The following is a 19,192-nucleotide window of genomic DNA, read 5'->3' as shown; positions in this document are numbered from 1 at the left end:
AACGCGCTACGCCGACTTTAAGTCTGGAATGGAGTAATTGATGAGTACCCCCGCGAGACAAACACCCAGGTTTGTTAGCCGTCTGACGAAGGACACGCTGGCACTGATCCTTGCCGGCGGTGGTGGCACCCGACTGCTGGACCTGACGCGCTGGCGGGCAAAGCCTTCAATGCCCTTTGGTGGCAAATTCCGCATAATCGATTTTCCCCTGTCCAACTGCATCAACTCTGACCTGCGGCGGATTGGCGTGCTCAGCCAGTACAAGGCGTACTCGCTGATCCGGCACATTCAACAGGGCTGGGGCTTCCTGCGTGCAGAGCTCAATGAGTTTGTCGAGTTGTTGCCCGCCATGCAGCATCTGCACACTGGCTGGTATGCCGGCACGGCTGATGCTATCTACCAGAATATCGACATAATCCGCCGTCATAACCCGCGCTACGTTTTGATACTCGGTGGCGACCACATCTACAAAATGGACTACGGTAATCTGCTGGCATTTCATGCCGAAACAGGTGCCGACATCACTGTCGGGTGCATCGAGGTGCCACTGGAGGATGCCAAGGGTTTCGGGGTGATGCAGACCGACGGGCAAAACCGCGTTACGGCATTCCAGGAGAAGCCGGCTGAGCCGCAGCCATTGCCGGGCAGCACCACCCATGCGATGGCCTCGATGGGTATTTACGTGTTCGAGACAGGGCTGCTGTGTGAGCTGCTGGCCAGTGATGCTGATGATGGCGATTCCAGTCATGACTTTGGCAAGGACATCATTCCGTCCTGTATTGACCACTATCACGTCGCAGCCTTTCCATTCCGCGATCCGGAAACCGGCCAACGTGCTTACTGGCGGGATGTCGGCACGGTAGAGTCCTATTGGTCCGCAAATCTTGAGCTGCTCGGTGTCACGCCGGAGCTAAACCTTTACGACCATGACTGGCCGATATGGACTTACCAGGAGCAACTGCCGCCGGCAAAATTTGTATTTGATTTTGAAGACAAGCGCGGCATGGCGCTCGACTCGATGGTATCTGGCGGCTGCATTGTGTCAGGCGCTACGGTCAGCCGTTCGCTGCTGTTTTCAAATGTGCATATCGAAAATCATACTGTCGTGGAGGATTCGGTAATCCTGCCCGACGTGCGCATTGGTGCGGCCTGCAAGATAAACAAGGCCGTGATAGACAAGGGCGTGGTTATACCGGATGGGACAATTATCGGTTATTACCCCGACGAAGATCGCCAACGGTACCGGGTGACAGACCATGGTGTGACGCTGGTCGTTCCCGAAATGCTCGGGCAGGAACCGAATCACCTGAAGTGAAAAAACTGACCAGTTGCACGGCCTGGCGCGAGCTTGGTGAGTATCGCCGCAGTTTCGGTGCCGTTCACATGCGCGAGCTGTTTGCGGCTGATCTACAGCGTGCGTCGCGCTTCAGCAGCACCTTTGAGGGCCTGTTCCTCGATTACTCAAAGAACCGCATTGACGATGATGGCCTGGCGCTGCTGCTGCAGCTGGCGCTAGAGCGCGATATCCCGGGTGCAATCGCAAAGAGTTTTACCGGCAACCGACTGAACGTTACCGAGCAGCGGGCAGTCTTGCATACTGCCTTGCGCGCGCCGGCCACTGAACGCGTTATTCTGGACGGCACTGATGTTGTGCCGGCCGTACACCAGGTGCTGGGTCGCCTGGCGGTATTCAGCCAGAAGGTACGCGATGGAAGCTGGCTGGGCTTTAGCGGGCTGCCGATACGCGACGTCGTCAATATCGGTATCGGCGGATCACACCTTGGTCCGCAGATGGTTACGACCGCGCTACGTGACTTTGCCGATGGCCCGGCGGTACATTTTGTTTCCAATATCGACGGCGCAGATATCCATTCCCGGCTGCAGACCCTGAACCCGGCATCGACGCTGTTTATAGTGGCGTCAAAAAGTTTCGGTACGCAGGAGACAATGACAAATGCTGCCACGGCCAGATCATGGCTGCTGGATGGCGGGGCGACGGCCGCCGATGTCGAACGACACTTTGTTGCTGTTTCAACCAATGCTGAAAAGGTCGCTGCATTTGGCATCGATACCGAGAACATGTTCGGCTTCTGGGACTGGGTTGGTGGTCGCTACTCGCTGTGGTCTGCAATCGGCTTGCCGATTATCCTGAGTGTCGGGTTCGAGCGATTCGAGCAGCTTCTGGCCGGTGCTCACGCTATGGACAGACATTTTCGCGACAGCGAGTTGCACGAAAACTGGCCCGTGCTGATGGCACTGCTGGGCGTCTGGTACAACAATTTTCTCGGCGCCGAAACCTGCGCGGTTCTGCCTTATGCAGAACAACTGCGCTGGTTGCCGGAGTATCTGCAACAGGCCGATATGGAGAGCAACGGCAAACACACGACTGTTGATGGCGATCTGATCGACTACCACACCGGGCCGGTGGTTTGGGGTAGCCCCGGGACCAACTCGCAGCACGCCTATTTCCAGCTGTTACACCAGGGTTCGCGGCTGGTGCCGGCAGATTTTATCGCCGTGGTGAATCCCGGGCATCCGTTGCGCGAGCATCATGACCTGCTGCTGGCAAACTGCTTCGCCCAGAGTGAGGCCCTGATGCTGGGCAGGAGTCTTGAGGAGACCCGCCAGCACAGCAGCGCTGAACTCGCACCACACCGGACGTTTGCCGGCAACCGGCCCAGCAATACGATTCTTCTGCAGCAGCTCGATCCGCGGGCCCTGGGCAGCCTGGTTGCACTGTACGAACACAAGATCTTCGTGCAGGGCATCATCTGGGGAATCAACTCTTTCGACCAGTGGGGTGTCGAGCTGGGCAAGCAGCTGGCAGGCGAGATCCTGCCCGGTCTTAACCAACCGCTGGGCAGCTCACGTAACCCTTCAACGCTACAGCTGCTGGATTATTGCCGAAATAAATCCAAAAAAAACAATAACTAAGAAAGACTATTTAATCTATAGTCTGGATTCAACCGCGCCCTGGACCCGGTGACGCAGCGCGCGTGCGGCAACCGGCCGTTGCAACACGTCTGACACCCCGGCACGCATGGCAGCGACGGCTTCAGGGACATCAACCCGGTCGCATACCAGTATCAACGCAAGGCGATGCTGGTTGCTGCGCAGTTGTTCCAGCATCGTCAGTGCAGCCTCGCCGGGCGAGTCCACGCTGGCCACCACGCAGCCGCGCGCTGGCTCAACGAGGGAATCAAGCAGTGCGGCAAAGTCAGGATAGCGGTGCACCGGCCACGGCAGCCCGTCAAAAGCCGAATGAGTCGCTTCGCTAGGGTTTTCTTCGACCACGAATACCGCGGCGTCCTGAATTGTGGCGGGGCCCACGTTGCTACCAGCGGTTGTTGTATTGCGGCCATAATCCGCCCCGATCAGGAAACGGTAAATAGGGGGTACTACTTATCGAGGATTCCGGCCTGCTGTACGAGCTGAGCAATTGAGCGGGCCTGCATTTTTTCCATCACCCGGGCACGATGAATCTCTACCGTGCGCTGGCTGACACCGAGATCCTGCGCAATGACCTTGTTGGCATTGCCCGACACGACCATCGCCATTACCTCACGTTCACGCGGCGTCAGTCGCAGGTAGTTGTTATGCACTGCATTACGCAACTGTGCTGCGCTTCGCTCTGTGGCGTTAAGCTCCAGGGCCTGCTGGATCCGGTCGAGCAATGCCTCATCTGCGAAAGGCTTCTGGATGAAGTCCACAGCGCCATGCTTCATCGCGTCGACCGCCATTGGTACGTCACCATGGCCGGTAATGAAGATTATCGGAAGCAGTGCATTGCGGCGGTGCAACTCATCGCGCAGCTCCAGGCCGGTCATTCCCGGCATCCTGATATCAAGGACCAGGCAACCTGGCTTGTTCACTGACCGGTTTTCCAGAAAGTCATTGGCAGTGGCAAAACACTCAAATGGCAGCGATGCCGCTTCCATTAACAGGCTTAACGAGTCGCGGACAGCCTCATCGTCATCCACGATGTATACAGTTGGCTGCTCAGTCTGCTGCATTTTTTTCATCTATAGCGGTGGGTAACACCACAGAAAACGTCGCGCCACCGGTCGAACTGCTGCTCGCCTCCAGGCGTCCCCCGTGGGCTGCGACGATCGAGCGGCTGATGGACAAACCCATACCGGTCCCCTGTTCCTTGGTAGTGAAAAACGGATTGAATATTTCCGATAGTAAGTCGGCTGGTATCCCGGGTCCATTATCGCTTACTTCGACCGTTATCTCTTCAGGCTTTGTGCTGTAAACGCGCACCAGCAGCTGGGTTGGCGGCGGATCAGTTTCTACCGCGTTGTGCAGCAGGTTGAGCAACACCTGCTGGATCTGAACGGAGTCAAGCCAGGCCTGCGGGCGGTGCTTTTCGTCGCGGCGCAACAATGCCACTTTCTGCAGCCTGCTGTCGGTTTCCGCCAGCTGCAGGGCCTCATCCACGACCGTGGCCGCGTCGCGCAGTTCCCGGGCTGCCGGTCTGTTGCGCGCCATCTGGCGGATCCGGCGAATCACCTCGCCGGCGCGTACTGCCTGATTGCGGGTCTTGTCGAGTATCTCCAGCAGACGTTCCTCCTGCAGCTGTCCGCTGACGATCATGCGTCGCGCGGCCTGTGAGTAGGTCGAGATAGCCGTCAGCGGCTGGTTGATTTCATGGGCGATGCCAGCAGCCATTTCGCCAAGCGTTCCCAACCGCATCACCTGGTCCAGTCGCTCCTGCTGTTGTCGCAACAGGCGGGCGGTTTCCTTGCGTTCGGTGAGATCACGGATGATCCCGACAAACTTCGGCTCGTCACCGTGGTGTATTTCTCCCACTGACAACTCGATAGGGAATTCCTCGCCATTCTTGCGCCGTGCACTGACTTCGCGACCGATGCCGATGACCTTTCTCTCGCCGGTCTGCAGGTAGTGCATGATGTAGCCGTCGTGCTCCTCCCGGTAAGGTGCCGGCATCAGCATGTTGACCTTTTTCGCGATGACCTCGCTGGCCGAATAACCGAACAATATCTCCGCGGCACGATTAAAAGTCTCAATTATGCCGTTGGCGTCAATCACCAGTATGCCGTCGACTGCCGCGTCGAGCAGCGCGAGAAACCTCGCTTCAGAATTGCTGTCGCTGATAGTCATACTGGCAAATTCGAGGGTGGCTGCCTGTCCTGAGAAAATTCGATCGTGTACAATTCTGCCGCAGACGGCGGCCAGTGCACAGTATGTACAGCTCGAGCCCGCGGTCTGGGGAGCAACGACCAGCGCGGGAGGCTTTGCTTTGGGGCGAAGTAGGTCAGGCTACATGCGGCGAAAGTGCTGCGCATTCAAGGCTGGGGCGGTGATGCCGATAGATCGGTGCGCCGGGAACAGCACTTCCGGCCTGGACCGGGAACGGGGAGTACACGACCATGCCTGCGTTATCTGAGCGCATTCGCGATGCGTTGAGCTCGGGCGCGGTAGTCGTGACATCCAGCAAGCGCCTGAGTAATGAGATTCGCCGTAACTACGCCAGCGGTCAGGCGGAAAAGGGCGTGCAGGCCTGGCAGCGAGGCCGGGTGCTCGCCTGGCAGCAGTGGCTGCGCACACTGGGTGAGCAGGTGCTCTGGTCCGGCTATGCATCGCCGGCCGGACGCCGACAGCTATTGACGCCGCTGCAGGAACGTCTTCTCTGGGAACGGATTGTCAGCCAGTCCGACTATGTGCCGCTGAATATTCGTGCCACAGCGCAACTCGCCAGACAGGCATGGGGTGCGCTGCAGGAATGGCGCATGCCCGACCCTGGCACGGTGGGCTTCAGCTCGCGTGAAGAGAACGCCTTTTCGGCCTGGATGAAGGCCTATCACGAGACCTGTGTGGCACGGTCATGGCTGGACTCCGCGCGTGTGATCGACTCCCTGGTGCCGGCCATCGGCTCAGGCGCAGTGCCGGTGCCAGGCCGCGTGCTGCTGGTTGGTTTTTCCGGTTTCAATCCACAGCAGCGAGCCTTGCTCCGGGCATTGACCAATATGGGCACGCGGCTGGGAATGGTGCGGGCCGAACAAGGCTCCAGCGCGGCCAGTATGCTGACGCTCCATGACCAGCATGCAGAGCTGGAAACAGCCGCAAGATGGTTGCGCAGCCGGGTCGTGAGCAATCCTGATGCGCGGCTGGCGCTGGTAGTGCCGGATCTTGATGAGACCTTTCAGCGGGTTGAGAGGGTGCTGGACAAGGCCTTCCTGCCCGGGTCGTTCCTGCCGGGTGCGGGCGAAGAAAGCGAGCGACCGTACGGTATCGCCGCCGGCAGGCCATTACGCAAACAGCCGGTCGTCGTGGCAGCGGATCATGTGCTGGCCCTGTCCATGGGTTCTGTATCGATGCGGGTGCTCAGTCGCATTATTCGATCGCCATTTATCGCCGGCGGTATTTCCGAAGCAGCGCGGCGGGCACGTTTCGATGCATGGATGCGCGAGAAAGGCTCTGTCGACGTCGACATGCGTCACGTCCCGGGCATGCTGGAGGCATTCCGTCATCATACCGGGATTGCCACCGGCTCCTTCCGGCTTGAAACGCTGTTCGAAAATCTGGCGCAGCGTGACAGCAAGCCGGCACCGCAACCACCGAGTAACTGGGCCAGGTCGTTCACTGAACTGCTTGAAACATTCGGCTGGCCCGGCGAAGGACAGCGTGATGCCGTACAGCGCCAGGCGCAACGCGACTTTGACTCGCTGCTCAGTGAATTCGCCTCGCTCGATGTTGTACTCGGCGACATTGGTGCGGTCGAGGCATTACGTCTATTGCGACATTTGTTGCGCGAGAGACAATTCGAGTATCACGCCCGTAATGTACCGATATGGGTATTAAATCCGGAGGATGCCGAGTGGCTGAGTTTCGATCACCTGTGGATCTGCGACGCGACAAACCAGAGGTGGACCGGCGCATTTGGTGAACCCAATCCGTTCGTGCCGGTTGAATGGCAGCGTAATCACAAGCTTCCGGGTAGCGCACCCGCGCTGCGCATAGGTCGCGCTGAGAAAATGGTTCGCCAGCTTATTGCCGCGGCGCCCGAAGTTGTTGTATCGCGTTCAAGTGAAAGCGACACCGGTTTTCAGCTCGCGGTGTTCAGCGCTTTGCCGTCAATCGCCGCGCAGGACCTGGAGCTGGCTGATCTGACCGACTATCGTCCGGGGCTGCCCGGGCTTGATGAAATTGAACAAATAGATGACGGGCAGGGTCCGCGGCTCGATCCGGTTGAAACCATCGACCTGGACCAGGACGTGCTGGCCCTGCAGTCGGCCTGTCCATTCCGCTCGTTTGCTGTCCAGAGGCTCGGCGCACAGCCACTGCGCGCACTGCGCCCGGGGGTGAGGCCGGAAGCCAGGGTAGTGCTCGTGCGCATGGCCCTGGAGCATATGTGGCACCGGATCGAGTCATCCGATGTGCTGCAGGCGGCACTGACAGGTGAGCACCTGGAGGTGCAGATCTGGGAGGTAGCGGACACAGTGCTGGCGGTTTTCGAAAGAAAACTGCCGGTGCGTCTGTCAAAACGATATCGGGCGCTGGAGCATGCACGGCTGGTGCGCCTGTTGCTGCATTGGTTGCGTATCGAAACTGACCGCGCGCCATTCGAGGTGCGACAGACAAATGTGCAGGCCACCGTCGAAATGGCCGGCGTCAGCCTGCGCGCCCATGTGGATCGGGTCGACCACGTTGACAATCGTGGTCTGGCAATCATCGATTACGACACGACGCCGTTCCAGGCCGGTCGCTGGCTCGGCGAGCGGCCCGATGCGCCGAGCCTGTTGCTCTATGCGCTGGCGACCGAAGAAGAGCCGGTTGCGTTGCTGACTGGCTGTGTAAGCGCGGAACAAATGAATCTTGCCGGCGTGCAGCACGAGCTCGTGGTATCGGATATGCCGGTTTATGAACAAAGCGAGCTGGCCGAAAAAACCGGCCTGGATTGGGATGACCTGCTTGATGCGTGGCGCTCCACGCTGGAGACGCTCACGGCTGAATTTGCCGGCGGCATTGCACGGGTGCAACCAAAGTACGGTCCTGAAACCTGTAGCGATTGTCACCTTGGCACGCTGTGCAGAATCGCCGACAAACGCAGCGGGGTTAAATAAGTGACCCCGGAATTACGCGACGCACTGGATCTTACGCGCTCGTTTGTGGTGGAGGGCATAGCGGGAAGCGGCAAGAGCGAGCTTGGCTTCAGCCGCTATCTGGTTGCCCTTGAGGCTGTGCAGCATCCGGAGGAAGTGCTTTACCTGGTTGATGATCAGGGCACCGTGTCACGGTTGCGACAACGCATCAGCGTCTTGCTGCGTGATGAGCCTGATGGTGCATTGGCACAACAGGATGCCAAACTAGGCTGGCGTCTTGCCGAGCAGCCCGAGCGCCTGCAGATCCACACCATTGGCACACTGGCGACGGCCCTTGTTAAGGCGGCTCCGGTATCGTCCGGGTGCGGTGCCGGTTCGCGGCTTACTGCGACACCGGACGCGTATTACCGCAATGCTGCGCGGGCGTTGTTACGCACGCTGGATCATGATGAGCGCGTCGCCCCCAACCTTGAAACGCTGCTGCTACACCTGGATAACGACCTGGTGCGGGCAGAAAAGCTGCTTGGCGGTCTGCTGCGACGGCGGGCATCACTGCAGCGCTGTCTGCAGCTGGACGATGCGGAGGCCAATCGAACGGCGCTGCAATCGGGGCTGCAGGACGCTGTCGAGATGACGCTGACCGATTGTTCAGCCACGATTCCTGCGGATGTGTCGGACGAGCTCGTCGCTATCGGCGGGCTGGCAGGAAAACACCTCGCCATGCGTGGGTCTGAGTCAGAAATCGTATTGTGGCGTGACCTGCGTAGCCTGCCGGCAACGGATTCCGACCACCTCGCACACTGGCGTGGACTGGGCGAACTGTTGCTCGAAGACGACGGCACACTGCGAAAATCTTTCGGGCCCGAGCAGGGCATTGAGGATCCTGCCGGGGCCGATGATGCCCGCGAAAGGGAGATACGCACCGAGCTGGAGTCGCGTATCGAAATTCTCGTCGCCCGACTGCAGGAACTACCTGCCTTCCGGTCACGTCTTGGCGCGATCCGGCAAGTCGCCGATGTACGCTATTCGCATTTGCAGTGGACGGTGCTGCAATCCCTGCTGGCAGTATTGCCCAGGGTTATTGGCGACCTGGGCCGGGCGTTTCGAGCTCTGGGCGAAATGGATCTCACCGCAATGGTCCAGGGGGCTGCAAACGCGCTTGATGCCGGCCAGGCGGAAATTTTCGGTCCCCAGGGCCTGCAGCATGTGGTCGTCGACAACGCTCACGAGATGTCATTCTCGGCGCTTAACCTGGTGGAACGCCTGACCCGCAACTGGAGCGGAACAGACGAGCGCAGCTTGTTGATTGCCGGTAACTCGTTCGCATCGGTATGTCGCACTGACGGAGCCCAGCCAGCCCTGTTTCTTACCGTGCTTAATAACGGCATCGGCAAGTGCGGCCTGAACATGCTTAGCCTGACGCAACAGGAGCGCTCGGGTTCTGCAATCATCGAGTGGGTGAACAAGCACTTCAGCCATGAGACCGATGCGGTGATCGGGGAAGGCGGGATGCCGTTCCTTTCGGCCGTACCGCAACGTGATGAAGCAGGGGAAGTTTCAGTCGACGGCGTGACCGGCAGTTTTCATGCCGAGGCACAGGCAATCGTTGAGCAGTTGAAGGACAAGCCGCAAATACTGGAGGGGCAGGTTGCGGTATTGCTTGGGGATGGAGCCGGCGCGGCTATGCTGATTGATTCCCTGCGCCGGGCTGGCATTCGCTGCCACAGTGAGCAGGTAGACCTGCTAAACCAGCGCAGCGTAACAAACGATTTGCATGCGCTGACACGTGCAATCTGTCACCTTGCCGACCGAACTGCGTGGCTCAGTGTCCTGCGCGCCCCATGGTGCGGCCTGACGCTCGAGGACCTGCACCGGTTGATGTCTGATTCGAGCGAAGTGGCTGTCTGGGAGCTGATCATTGACGAACAGCGGCGCTCGCAGCTGAGCGACGATGGTCAGCAGCGCCTGTCGCGCATCAAGCGGGTAATGGCTCAGGTGCTGGCCGAGCGTGGCCAGTCGGATCTGCGGCGTCTCGTCGAAGGAGCGTGGACTGCGCTCGGCGGGGCGGTCTGCCTGCGCAACGAATTCGAGGTGGAGGAGAGTCGCGACTTTTTCCGCATGCTGGATCAGATCGACGATGGCGGGGAAGCCGACAGCCTCGAAGCGCTGGACGTTGCCGTAGCGAAGCTGTGTGCCGGCGGCCACCAGTCACGCACAGACGCCGCAGGCTCGGTGTTGGTCACGACAATCCGCCAGGCACGACAACGATCGTTTGACTCTGTAATCCTTGCCGGCCTGTCTACACCCGTTGCTTTGCCGGAAGACGATGACGCGCTTCGCTGGCTGGTCCGGCCGGACCAGTTTGGCAAGGCCCAGCTGCTGCTGGCACCGGTAAGCGGCGAGGGCGGGGGCGATGAGATCAACAGGTGGGTGCATTCACTGCAGACCGGTATGCATGACAACGAACTGAGGCGCCTGTTTTATGTCGGCGCCACCCGGGCGAACGACTACCTGCATGTCATTGCCCGATTGCCGTTTGCCGGCGATGAGTGGGGTGCGCCGCCCCGTCACAGTCTGCTGTCTGCAATGTACCGCGAATTGCACGCCGAGTTGCCAGAGCGCCCGAGCATAGTGAGCGAGGGTGAGTATGCCACTGATGCAGGCATACGCCGTCTGCCGTCAAACTGGCTGTTACCGGAGGCGCCAAAGCTGAAAGACTGGAACCGGCGCGAAACACAGGCGCGCCCCGGCGACAAAAACCCCGAGGGGCTTGGTGAGTCAGCGCAGCTCATTGCCGGTGTTCTGCGACGAACAATTGGCGAGATAGCCTCTCTCGGAGCGGTAGACTGGGCAATGCGCTCGCTTGACGGGCTCGAGAACAGCCTGCAGCAGCTGTTTGCAATGATGGGCATACCGGCCAGCGACGTTTCCGGCAGCGCCGACCGTGCGGGCATGGCTATCCGTGACATGCTTGAAGATGAGCGTGCCCGTTGGCTGTTCGCGGCCCACGAGTCTGTTCATGCGCCACTACAGCTGACCGGCTGGCTGGACGAGAAGCTGGTTGATGCCGATATTGATCTCAGTTTTGTCGAAGATGGAACGCGCTGGCTGGTTTATTTTGGCTTTCCGGAGCTGCTCGATGACCCGGGCGATGATCCTGCTGCGGAACTGGCAGAGCGTCTCGCGGCGCGCAGCAGTAACGCCGCGCGACTGGCACGCGGACTGCAGCCGATGCCGATAAAGACAGGGCTGTACCTGCCTTACTCCAGGACCTGGAAAGAGTGGAGCCCCGGCACCTAGCCGGATTCGAAAAGCAGCGGATAGCTGCCGTCAGGATTGCGCTGCCCGAGCATCGGCAGGCCACGTCGCAGCTGCGCTGAAGCGTCGCCCGATGCCTTGACCGTTCCCTCGAGTTTCCACGCGTTGTCCGGCAGCAGCAACAGTGTGCCGCGGGCCTCGAGCGGTCCGTTTACCTCCCGAAACTGCCCGGTAAGGCCATCGTCTGCCGCGCCGTCGAAAATCAGGGCAAAACTGCCCAATTTCTCACTGACCGGTTGCAGTAGTTGCAGCTCGACCAGGTCAACCGTACCGCGGGCGTCGGTAATCCAGTTCGACTTCAGCTTCAGTTCTGCGAGGTCCAGGCCTATACGTCCATCGATAGTAGTGACCGGAAGCAGACCCGACAGAGCGCCGACGGGCAAAACGCCAGCCGTATCACGCAGCGTAATCACGCCGGTCGGACTGAACATGGCGATGGTTTGTACGGCGCCGGACCCGACGCCGGCGCTTATCGTGTAGCCAAATTTTCCGCTCAGCAACGCCGTCGGCCGGAAGTTCCAGTCGACATCCTGAAAATCGATCTGCTGCGCCTGTAATGCAACCGCACTGCCACGCCATACCGACCCGCTTATTCCGCTGGCCAGGATGTCATCTGGCGCGAACCAGCGGAAAGCAAGGGTGGCCGGCAGCGTAACCAGGGCGAAAACCAGCCAGGCAACGACTCCCAGGAGCAGCAGGCTGCGGGCATTCGAAGGTGGGGTTAGTGCTGCCAACTTTAACCCGGACGCTTCAGGGTCAGTTGGGCATCCACCAGGCCGGGAGAATCGAGCTTGTTCAAAGACGCAATATCGATTTGTATCGAGTAGCGCTGCGCGAGCAGCCCCATCCAGTTGACAAGCGCCTCAAACGGGGCCGCTTCAAAACGCACTCTTACCGTGGACTCGTCGAGCGGACGGCTCTGGTTGACCTGCAGACCTGAATCACGCGCCGTACGCTCCAGTATGAGCATGAGCGACTGGTTGGCGTCGGGCAACGGGCTGGCGCCGGTTTTGCGCAACGATGCAATTTCGGCACTTAACTGGCGCGCACGAATTACGTCAGCGCGTAAAGATTCAATCTGCCCGACACGTGCGCCGGCACTGATATACAGCGGGTTAATCAACAATACCCAGAGCAGGGCAAGGACCAGCACCACCGCGCCAGCCAGCAGCGTTATCTGCTCACGTTGTTCCAGGCCGGCAAACCATTCCTTCATGACTGCTGCCCCGAGATTCGTATGCGCCCCTGGATGCCGTCATCACGCTGGTTGGCTGACTGTATTTCCGCTGCCAGGCCGCCGCTTTCAATGGAGCGACTGATCCGGTCCAGCGTATCGACATCCGGTGCAGTCAGCGTCAGGTCCATCAGCCCGTTGCGATAATCCAGCCGCCCCAGGGTGGTGCCACCGGCAACTGTCAGCGCTTTGCCGAGCGCATCGAGCATGTCAAGAAACTGGCCGTCGGCAACTGCCCCGTTGCCACGCAGGCTCGCCGCCAGCTGCTCGAGCTGCGCCATCGGGTCGACCAGCCGACTGCCCGGCATCGCCGTGCTGGCGATGCTGTTGATCTGTTCGGTCAATGAGCGCATTTCAGCCTTGAGCGCCATTACCTCAAGAGCCTTTGTGCCGAGCGCAGCAAGTACCAGTGCCGCAGCAAGTGCGGCAGCTGTACGCCACGGCTGCCACAGCTTTTCCTTGCTGCTCGAACGCGCGTAGCTTCCCTGCAGGAGGTTGGGGCGCGGGTTTTCCAATGCGGCACCGGCCATGACCGGCAGTATATGGTCGCGTGCCTCCATAACGGCAAGTTCAGGGATGACCAGGCGTAATTCACCGACCTGCTGCGCGTAGCGGCCGGAGTCGGCTGAGCTGATATAAAGCTCAGCAGACGCCGCGCTTTGTGCGTCTATCCCGATCGCCTGTACAAACGCAGAAACGTTTTCGGTTTCGGCGACCAGTGCGTTGCCGGCAGCATCACGAACCAGTGCCTTGTCACCATCAATTACGATACAGATTGCATCCGACATCGGAATGCCGCAGGTTTCGGGCAGCATGTAAAGTGTATTCAGGCCGGCAGCGTCCAGCTGTTCCAGCCAGGCTTTCAGCAGCTCGTCACGCACTGCTGCGACATTTACTCTGCCGTTGGCAGCGCGGCGGCCAATAGCAAAATGCATGTCGCGGATATTTTCAGCGATGTCTTCTTCGAGCGCGTAGGGCACCGCCTGCAACATTTTGCCGGCGCCGCGTACTGGTAGATCTACCGTAGTAACCAGGACATCATCACCGGGAACCAGCGCGATGACCGGACGCTGCTGCGCGCGCTGCGCCGCCTCGGTCAGGCTGCCGGATTCCGGCAGCGAGCTGTGGCCATCGCTGTCGGCAACAACCCAGCTGCATTGTCCGGACGGGTCGCCCGCGAGTTTTAAAACCAGGTATTCGCTCATGCGTTAATCCGCGCCATAGCTGCGTAAACGCGTTCCAACCATCCCGGCTTCATCGCGCTCGAGCAGACTGTACATGGACAACCGCATAGTGCCAAGCGACACAAGGACCGAGGCGCGGAAAAAATTGCTGGCGACGGATAGCTGCTGCAACACCTGTGGACTCACGTCGTCACGAATTTCCTCCAGCGAATCAAACGGCGCATCGATACGCCCGTCTGCCATCGATTGCGCATCGAAAAGGGATATACGGTCTGACAGTGCGGCGAGAACCTCGGCAGTGGCGGTGTTGATATTTATTGTTGTGCCGATTGGCAATGCCGCAACGTGCGGCGCCAGCGCGGCGTAAATCTCGGGCGCGATGCCCTTGATCGCACGCAATTCGGTGATGCTGGTCATCGGGCCGTTGCCGGTGCGATAAGGGGGGATCATTGAGGTATAAACATCGTCTTCCGCACCATCTGGAAAACTGGTATCAACATCGGGATCGACCCAGTCGAGTACATACATGGCAATCGCCGGATCAATCTGCAGCGACTCCAGCAGACGGCGAAAGATGTCCAGTGCAATTTCATCGGGTGTGCCGTTGGCGGTAACCAGGTTGTTGACGTTGAAGCGCCCCTGCATGTCTTCCAGGCTGCCCTGGATCTGGCCGCCATCGACGGGCAGGGGTGGCAGCGGTATCGCCCATTCTTCGGAAAGATGATCGGTTGGTCCGTTTTCAAGGTCCAGCTGCAGGATGTCGTGTGCCCAGGATTCCGCGCCAAGTGCGTAGAGCGTTGCCTGGTCATGGAGCACAAGGCTGGCAACACGGCGCTGCTGCAGGTGATCGAGCCACACTATCGATGACACCCAGATTGTTGCCAGCGCGACAATCAGTATGGCGGTGATCAATGCCACTCCGGACTGATTACGCGGCAGGTTCATCCGGTAATCTCTATTACGCGGGAAATTTCGCCCCACTGTTCGTGCTCGATATACACTTCGATTGCTCGTGGCCGTAGCCGCGTGGCGTCCTCGCTGGCGCCAAAAGGCGGCCATTGTTCAGCCCACTCTCCGGTCGGATCGAGAAATCGCACCTGGACATTGAGTATTCCGGTCAGTAAATCCGTGCGCAGCGGCTCCGCAGCCAGGGTGCGATCCAGCACCGGCCAGTGCAGCCGGCTCAGCGTGTCGCCATCGACAACATAGGCAACGCGCTGGACGCTGCCGCGCGGCAAACCCAGGGGATTGCGCCAGCCTCCGATACTGAGCTCGATCGCATTGTTACCGCTCCCGGCACTGACTGCATTCTGGTAGCCCGACCCAATCTCGTCGCGGATCGGGCGTGGTTGCAGCTGGGATATATCGAGCACCATGCGCCGCATCGCGTAGTGCAGCTCACGCAGCGACGTGCTCGCTTCTTCACTGAAGACCAACTGCTGCCGCACGCTATTGAGCATGGCATACAGCATTGCGCTCATGATGAAAAAAATCGCCGTTGCCACGACCAGCTCGACCAGGGTAAATCCGTCCTGCCTGTTCACTGGCGTGGTCCCTGCGGCCGCTGACTGCCGGTCCAGGGTCTGAAGCGTACGCCCTCGGCCGGCTCGCGGACGAAGGCGACCACACTGGCGATTTGACGCTCCGGGTCCTGCGGATAGTAAACAGTAATATCAGCCCGGCGCAGCGCCTCGACGTCGGTCTCAGTGACTTCTGCAACCCAGTGCCACTCGGTGCCGGCAAACTCCACGTCACCATCGCTGCGCCCGGTGTCAGGCCAGTCAGGCGCCAGCCGGAGCTCTGCCGCCTGGTTCATCGCCACCCAGTGGGCAAGACTCTGTTCGCGCAGCCGACTGGCATTGCTGCCGGCCGTTATTGCCGCCAGCGTGATCGAAAGCATGCCAAGCACGGCAACCGCCAGCGCCACCAGCACTTCGAGCAGGGTAAACCCGTTTTGTCGCTCAGATCGCATCGCCACTGAGCAGGTCTATCTCGCCTGTACCGGAAACACGCAGCAAAAGACGCCGATCGATGTCGACAAATTCAAACAGCAGCTCAAACGGCGTTATTTCTCCGCTGGACAACAACAGTACCTGCGGGTTTACCGGTTCGGTGTCCTGCAGGTCCTCGTCATCAGGTTCGGTTGCCGGTGGCGGCAGTTCCAGAGAAATATCGTCAATCGCCAGTTCCAGCCGGATTCCCTCAATCATATTGCGTTGACGAAAAAGCCTGTCCGCGGCCATTGGCTGCCACTGACCAAACTGGTCGTCAATTACGTGGAATGAGTAACTGCTTTCATCGATAACGACGCCTATATCGCGGCCCTGCAATACCGCTTCGTCAGCTGCAAGGCGCAGCAGGCTGCCAAAACGCGTGGCTTCTTCTTCCAGCCGGCGCGCGGCATTGTCGCCCAGGCTCATGACGGCGAGACTGACCAGAACTCCGACTATGACAATGACAACCATCAACTCGAGCAGCGTGAAGCCACGCGCCCGCCGGACGACCGTCATATCAATCGAGATTCCAGTTTCCGATATCGCCATTCTCGCCGTCGCCGCCAGGCTGGCCATCGGCACCCAGCGAGTAAACGTCTATCGAAGCCCGTGTGCCGGGTGACAGATACAGATAGGGGCGGCCCCATGGGTCTGTCGGGATCTTTGGCAGGTATGGCCCTTTCCAGCGATCGCGTGCGTCGGGTGAGGCCGGCGCTTTTACCAGGGATTCAATACCCTCGTCGGTGGTGGGGTAGCGGAACGCGTGCAGGCGAAACATTTCGAGCTGGCTTTCGATGGTGCGGATATCGCTGCGAGCCTTGTTGATGCGCGCTTCGCCGACGTTCTGAATTACGGTCGGCACCACAAGCGTGGCAAGGATGCCGAGGATCACAACCACGACCATGATTTCAATCAGCGTAAAGCCGCTTTGTCGGAGCGGCCGGAAAACTTTGTTTTTCATCGTTCAGTATCAACCGGGTTCGTAAGCTATGATCCCTCGCGGGCGCGAGCGTTCCTTTTAACAGGAGGGATGATAACAAAATGACCTCCCTCAATCGGGTAGCGGTGCAGGAGCATCTGGCGCGGACCTGGCCGTTGCTGCTGACAGCGCTCCTGGTGACCGTTATCGCCGCTGGCGGCGATACGGCCAGGGACGTGCTTCGTTATGACAGGAGTGCCGTCGACGCGGGCGTCCAGTGGTGGCGGCTGTTGTCCGGGCACCTGGTACACCTGGGCCTGTCGCACACGCTGCTCAATCTGGCCGGTCTGGCGCTGGTCATCCTGCTGTTTCCGCGCGAATACACTGCCTGGCAGTGGTGGCTGCTGCTGCTGGGCGGCGCCGCAGGCATCAGCGCCGGTTTTGTGCTGTTACGCGTGGACCTGGTGTGGTACGTCGGCCTTTCGGGGATATTGCATGGCCTGTTCGCGGCCGGCGCGGTTCGCTGGATACGGGTCGGTGACCTGGAGGGCTACGCGCTGGCGCTGTTCCTGGTCGGGAAGCTGGCCTGGGAGCAGTGGAATGGCGCGCTGCCGCTGAGCGTTTCCACCTCCGGTGGCCCGGTTGTCGTTGACGCGCACCTGTATGGGGCCGTTATAGGCACCGTATTCGCGCTCGTGCTGCAGCGTGACTGGCGCCGTTGACGGCTATACACTGCGCGGATTTACGGATTGCACCGATGACAACTGCATTTGTTTTTCCCGGCCAGGGTTCGCAGTCGCTCGGGATGCTGGCTGATTTCGCCGGTGTCGCCGAGGTTGATGACACTTTTGCGGCCGCAGCGGAGGTTCTGGGCTACGACCTGTGGGAGGTGACGCAGCACGGTCCGCGTGAGCGCCTCGACCAGACCGAGTGCACACAACCGGCCATGCTGACTGCCGGAGTGGCCCTGTGGCGCGCCTGGCGTGCACGGGGTGGCAACCTGCCGCAGGCCATGGCGGGTCACAGTCTTGGGGAATACACGGCGCTGGTTTGTTCCGGGGCCCTGGATTTTTCTACCGCGGTGGGGCTCGTCCGGTTTCGCGGGCGCGCCATGCAGGAAGCGGTGCCGGCCGGCAGCGGCGCAATGGCGGCCGTGCTCGGTCTGGATGATGCTGCGGTGGAGGCAGCGTGTGTTGCTGCTGCCAGTGCGACCGAGGTGGTCGAGGCGGTCAACTTCAATGCACCCGGCCAGGTCGTCATCGCAGGCCACGCCACCGCAGTAGAACGAGCCATCGAGGCGGCCCGTGCCAGCGGCGCAAGACGTGCCATCAGGCTGCCAGTCAGTGTTCCGTCTCACAGTTCGCTGATGATCCCGGCGGCGCAACGCCTGCGTGAGAAACTTGAAAATATCGAGCTGAAACAGCCGGAGATCCCGTCGGTGTACACCGTCGGCCTCAACAAGCATACCGAGCCGGAACAGATTCGCAGCAACCTTGTCGAGCAGTTGCACAGCCCGGTGCGCTGGGCCGACACCATCCGCAAGATGGCAGCAGACGACCGGGTCACGCACATCATCGAGTGCGGCCCGGGTAAGGTCCTGAGCGGTCTCAATCGCCGGATCGACCGCAAGCTGACCAGCCTGGGTGTCTTTGACCGGGAGTCACTGGGCGCTGCCGTGGCAAACGTGGAGAACGAAGATGGCTGAACTGGACGAAAGGGTGGCACTGGTGACCGGCGCCTCACGTGGCATCGGCCAGGCAATTGCGGCAGCACTGGCTGCCTCCGGGGCGACCGTGATCGGCAGCGCAACGTCTGCAGCCGGCGCGGCGGCGATCAGTGAAAAGCTGGCAGAGCAGGGCGGCCGTGGAATTGCGCTGGATGTAACCGATAACGATGCTGTCCAGGCGGCAGTAAAAGACATCGCCGCAAAAGAGGGTGCGCCGACCATCCTGGTGAACAACGCGGGCATTACCCGTGACAACCTGCTGCTGCGTATGAAGCCGGCGGAGTGGGATGAACTGCTCGATACCAACCTGAGCGCGCTGTACCGCACATCACGTGCCTGCCTGCGCGGCATGATGAAGGCACGCCAGGGCAGCATTATCAACATTGGTTCGGTGGTCGGGTTGATGGGCAACGCCGGGCAGAGCAACTACGCGGCGGCCAAGGCCGGCATGGCGGGCTTCGCCCGGGCGCTGGCGCGCGAGGTCGGTTCGCGCAATATTACGGTCAATACAATCGCACCGGGTTTTATCGAGACCGATATGACGCGCGCGATGTCGGAGGAGCAGCGCGCAGCGCTGGCCGGGCAGATCCCGCTGGGCCGGCTGGGCCAGCCGCAGGACATCGCCCGGGCCGTGGTCTTTCTGGCTTCCGGCGCCGGCGGCTACATCACCGGCGAAACCCTGAACATAAATGGTGGAATGTATATGGCCTAACAGTAGAATGGTGCAGTGCATTCACATACAATACCGCCG

The 19,192-nt window shown here is 60.2% G+C and carries 18 protein-coding genes; 7 read left to right on the top strand and 11 right to left on the bottom strand.

The window, feature by feature from the left end; translation table 11 throughout:
* The first annotated feature begins 40 nt into the window (after window positions 1-40).
* Entirely contained in the window at window positions 41-1,315 is a 1,275-nt protein-coding gene (gene glgC / locus HKN06_11050; protein ID NNF61849.1) for a glucose-1-phosphate adenylyltransferase, read from the top strand.
* A 5-nt stretch (window positions 1,316-1,320) separates the two neighbouring features.
* Complete coding sequence (gene pgi / locus HKN06_11045; protein NNF61848.1) at window positions 1,321-2,934, top strand: glucose-6-phosphate isomerase; 1,614 nt, start codon at window positions 1,321-1,323, stop codon at window positions 2,932-2,934.
* Window positions 2,935-2,949: 15 nt separating this feature from the next.
* On the opposite strand, the gene HKN06_11040 is transcribed toward pgi, so the two are convergent.
* The 3 genes from HKN06_11040 to HKN06_11030 form a co-directional block, all read right to left on the bottom strand.
* Window positions 2,950-3,330, bottom strand: coding sequence for a hypothetical protein (locus HKN06_11040; protein ID NNF61847.1), 381 nt, complete (start codon window positions 3,328-3,330; stop codon window positions 2,950-2,952).
* Between the two features lie 68 nt (window positions 3,331-3,398).
* Window positions 3,399-4,013, bottom strand: coding sequence for a response regulator transcription factor (locus HKN06_11035; GenBank protein NNF61846.1), 615 nt, complete (start codon window positions 4,011-4,013; stop codon window positions 3,399-3,401).
* A complete protein-coding gene (locus HKN06_11030; protein ID NNF61845.1) occupies window positions 4,000-5,124 on the bottom strand; it encodes a PAS domain S-box protein in 1,125 nt (374 codons plus the stop codon). The genes HKN06_11035 and HKN06_11030 overlap by 14 nt, the downstream gene beginning before the upstream one ends.
* A gap of 269 nt (window positions 5,125-5,393) precedes the next feature.
* Here HKN06_11030 and HKN06_11025 point away from each other — a divergent pair, with 269 nt between their 5' ends.
* Together HKN06_11025 and HKN06_11020 are read left to right on the top strand one after the other, a co-directional pair.
* Window positions 5,394-8,087, top strand: coding sequence for a hypothetical protein (locus HKN06_11025; protein NNF61844.1), 2,694 nt, complete (start codon window positions 5,394-5,396; stop codon window positions 8,085-8,087).
* The gene (locus HKN06_11020; protein NNF61843.1) at window positions 8,088-11,366 is read left to right on the top strand and encodes a hypothetical protein; all 3,279 of its coding nucleotides are present in this window, start codon (window positions 8,088-8,090) and stop codon (window positions 11,364-11,366) included. It abuts the gene before it with no gap.
* Here HKN06_11020 and HKN06_11015 read toward each other — a convergent pair.
* Genes HKN06_11015 through gspG form a run of 8 tightly spaced genes read right to left on the bottom strand, consistent with a single transcriptional unit; the run spans window position 11,363 to window position 16,757 of the window.
* On the bottom strand, window positions 11,363-12,118 hold the full coding sequence (locus HKN06_11015; protein ID NNF61842.1) for a type II secretion system protein N: 756 nt from the start codon (window positions 12,116-12,118) through the stop codon (window positions 11,363-11,365). The two genes, HKN06_11020 and HKN06_11015, sit on opposite strands and share 4 nt — an antisense overlap.
* 2 nt (window positions 12,119-12,120) lie before the next feature.
* Window positions 12,121-12,600, bottom strand: a complete 480-nt coding sequence (locus HKN06_11010) for a type II secretion system protein M (GenBank protein NNF61841.1) — start codon at window positions 12,598-12,600, stop codon at window positions 12,121-12,123.
* The gene (locus tag HKN06_11005) at window positions 12,597-13,823 is read right to left on the bottom strand and encodes a hypothetical protein (GenBank protein ID NNF61840.1); all 1,227 of its coding nucleotides are present in this window, start codon (window positions 13,821-13,823) and stop codon (window positions 12,597-12,599) included. Before HKN06_11005 ends, HKN06_11010 begins: the two co-directional genes overlap by 4 nt.
* Window positions 13,824-13,826: 3 nt before the next feature.
* Complete coding sequence (gene gspK / locus HKN06_11000) at window positions 13,827-14,747, bottom strand: type II secretion system minor pseudopilin GspK (protein NNF61839.1); 921 nt, start codon at window positions 14,745-14,747, stop codon at window positions 13,827-13,829.
* Window positions 14,744-15,346 (bottom strand): type II secretion system minor pseudopilin GspJ, encoded by a 603-nt coding sequence (gspJ, locus tag HKN06_10995; GenBank protein NNF61838.1) that lies wholly within the window; start codon window positions 15,344-15,346, stop codon window positions 14,744-14,746. The genes gspK and gspJ overlap by 4 nt, the downstream gene beginning before the upstream one ends.
* A complete protein-coding gene (gene gspI / locus HKN06_10990; protein NNF61837.1) occupies window positions 15,343-15,774 on the bottom strand; it encodes a type II secretion system minor pseudopilin GspI in 432 nt (143 codons plus the stop codon). Before gspI ends, gspJ begins: the two co-directional genes overlap by 4 nt.
* Window positions 15,764-16,312, bottom strand: coding sequence for a type II secretion system minor pseudopilin GspH (gene gspH / locus HKN06_10985; GenBank protein ID NNF61836.1), 549 nt, complete (start codon window positions 16,310-16,312; stop codon window positions 15,764-15,766). Before gspH ends, gspI begins: the two co-directional genes overlap by 11 nt.
* A 1-nt stretch (window position 16,313) precedes the next feature.
* Window positions 16,314-16,757 carry a type II secretion system major pseudopilin GspG gene (gene gspG, locus HKN06_10980; GenBank protein NNF61835.1) on the bottom strand — a complete coding sequence of 148 codons (444 nt, stop codon included), beginning with the start codon at window positions 16,755-16,757 and terminating at the stop codon, window positions 16,314-16,316.
* 80 nt (window positions 16,758-16,837) lie between these two features.
* Here gspG and rrtA point away from each other — a divergent pair, with 80 nt between their 5' ends.
* From rrtA to fabG, 3 genes are read left to right on the top strand one after another with little or no spacing between them, the layout of a single operon-like run.
* A complete protein-coding gene (gene rrtA, locus HKN06_10975) occupies window positions 16,838-17,437 on the top strand; it encodes a rhombosortase (protein ID NNF61834.1) in 600 nt (199 codons plus the stop codon).
* Between the two features lie 35 nt (window positions 17,438-17,472).
* Entirely contained in the window at window positions 17,473-18,420 is a 948-nt protein-coding gene (gene fabD, locus HKN06_10970) for an ACP S-malonyltransferase (protein ID NNF61833.1), read from the top strand.
* Complete coding sequence (gene fabG, locus HKN06_10965; GenBank protein ID NNF61832.1) at window positions 18,413-19,153, top strand: 3-oxoacyl-ACP reductase FabG; 741 nt, start codon at window positions 18,413-18,415, stop codon at window positions 19,151-19,153. The genes fabD and fabG overlap by 8 nt, the downstream gene beginning before the upstream one ends.
* The last annotated feature ends 39 nt before the right edge of the window (window positions 19,154-19,192 follow it).

The sequence above is a fragment of the Gammaproteobacteria bacterium genome, from assembly GCA_013003425.1.
Taxonomy (GTDB): Bacteria; Pseudomonadota; Gammaproteobacteria; order Steroidobacterales; family JABDKV01; genus JABDJB01.
This window is presented reverse-complemented; position numbering and strand designations above follow the sequence as displayed.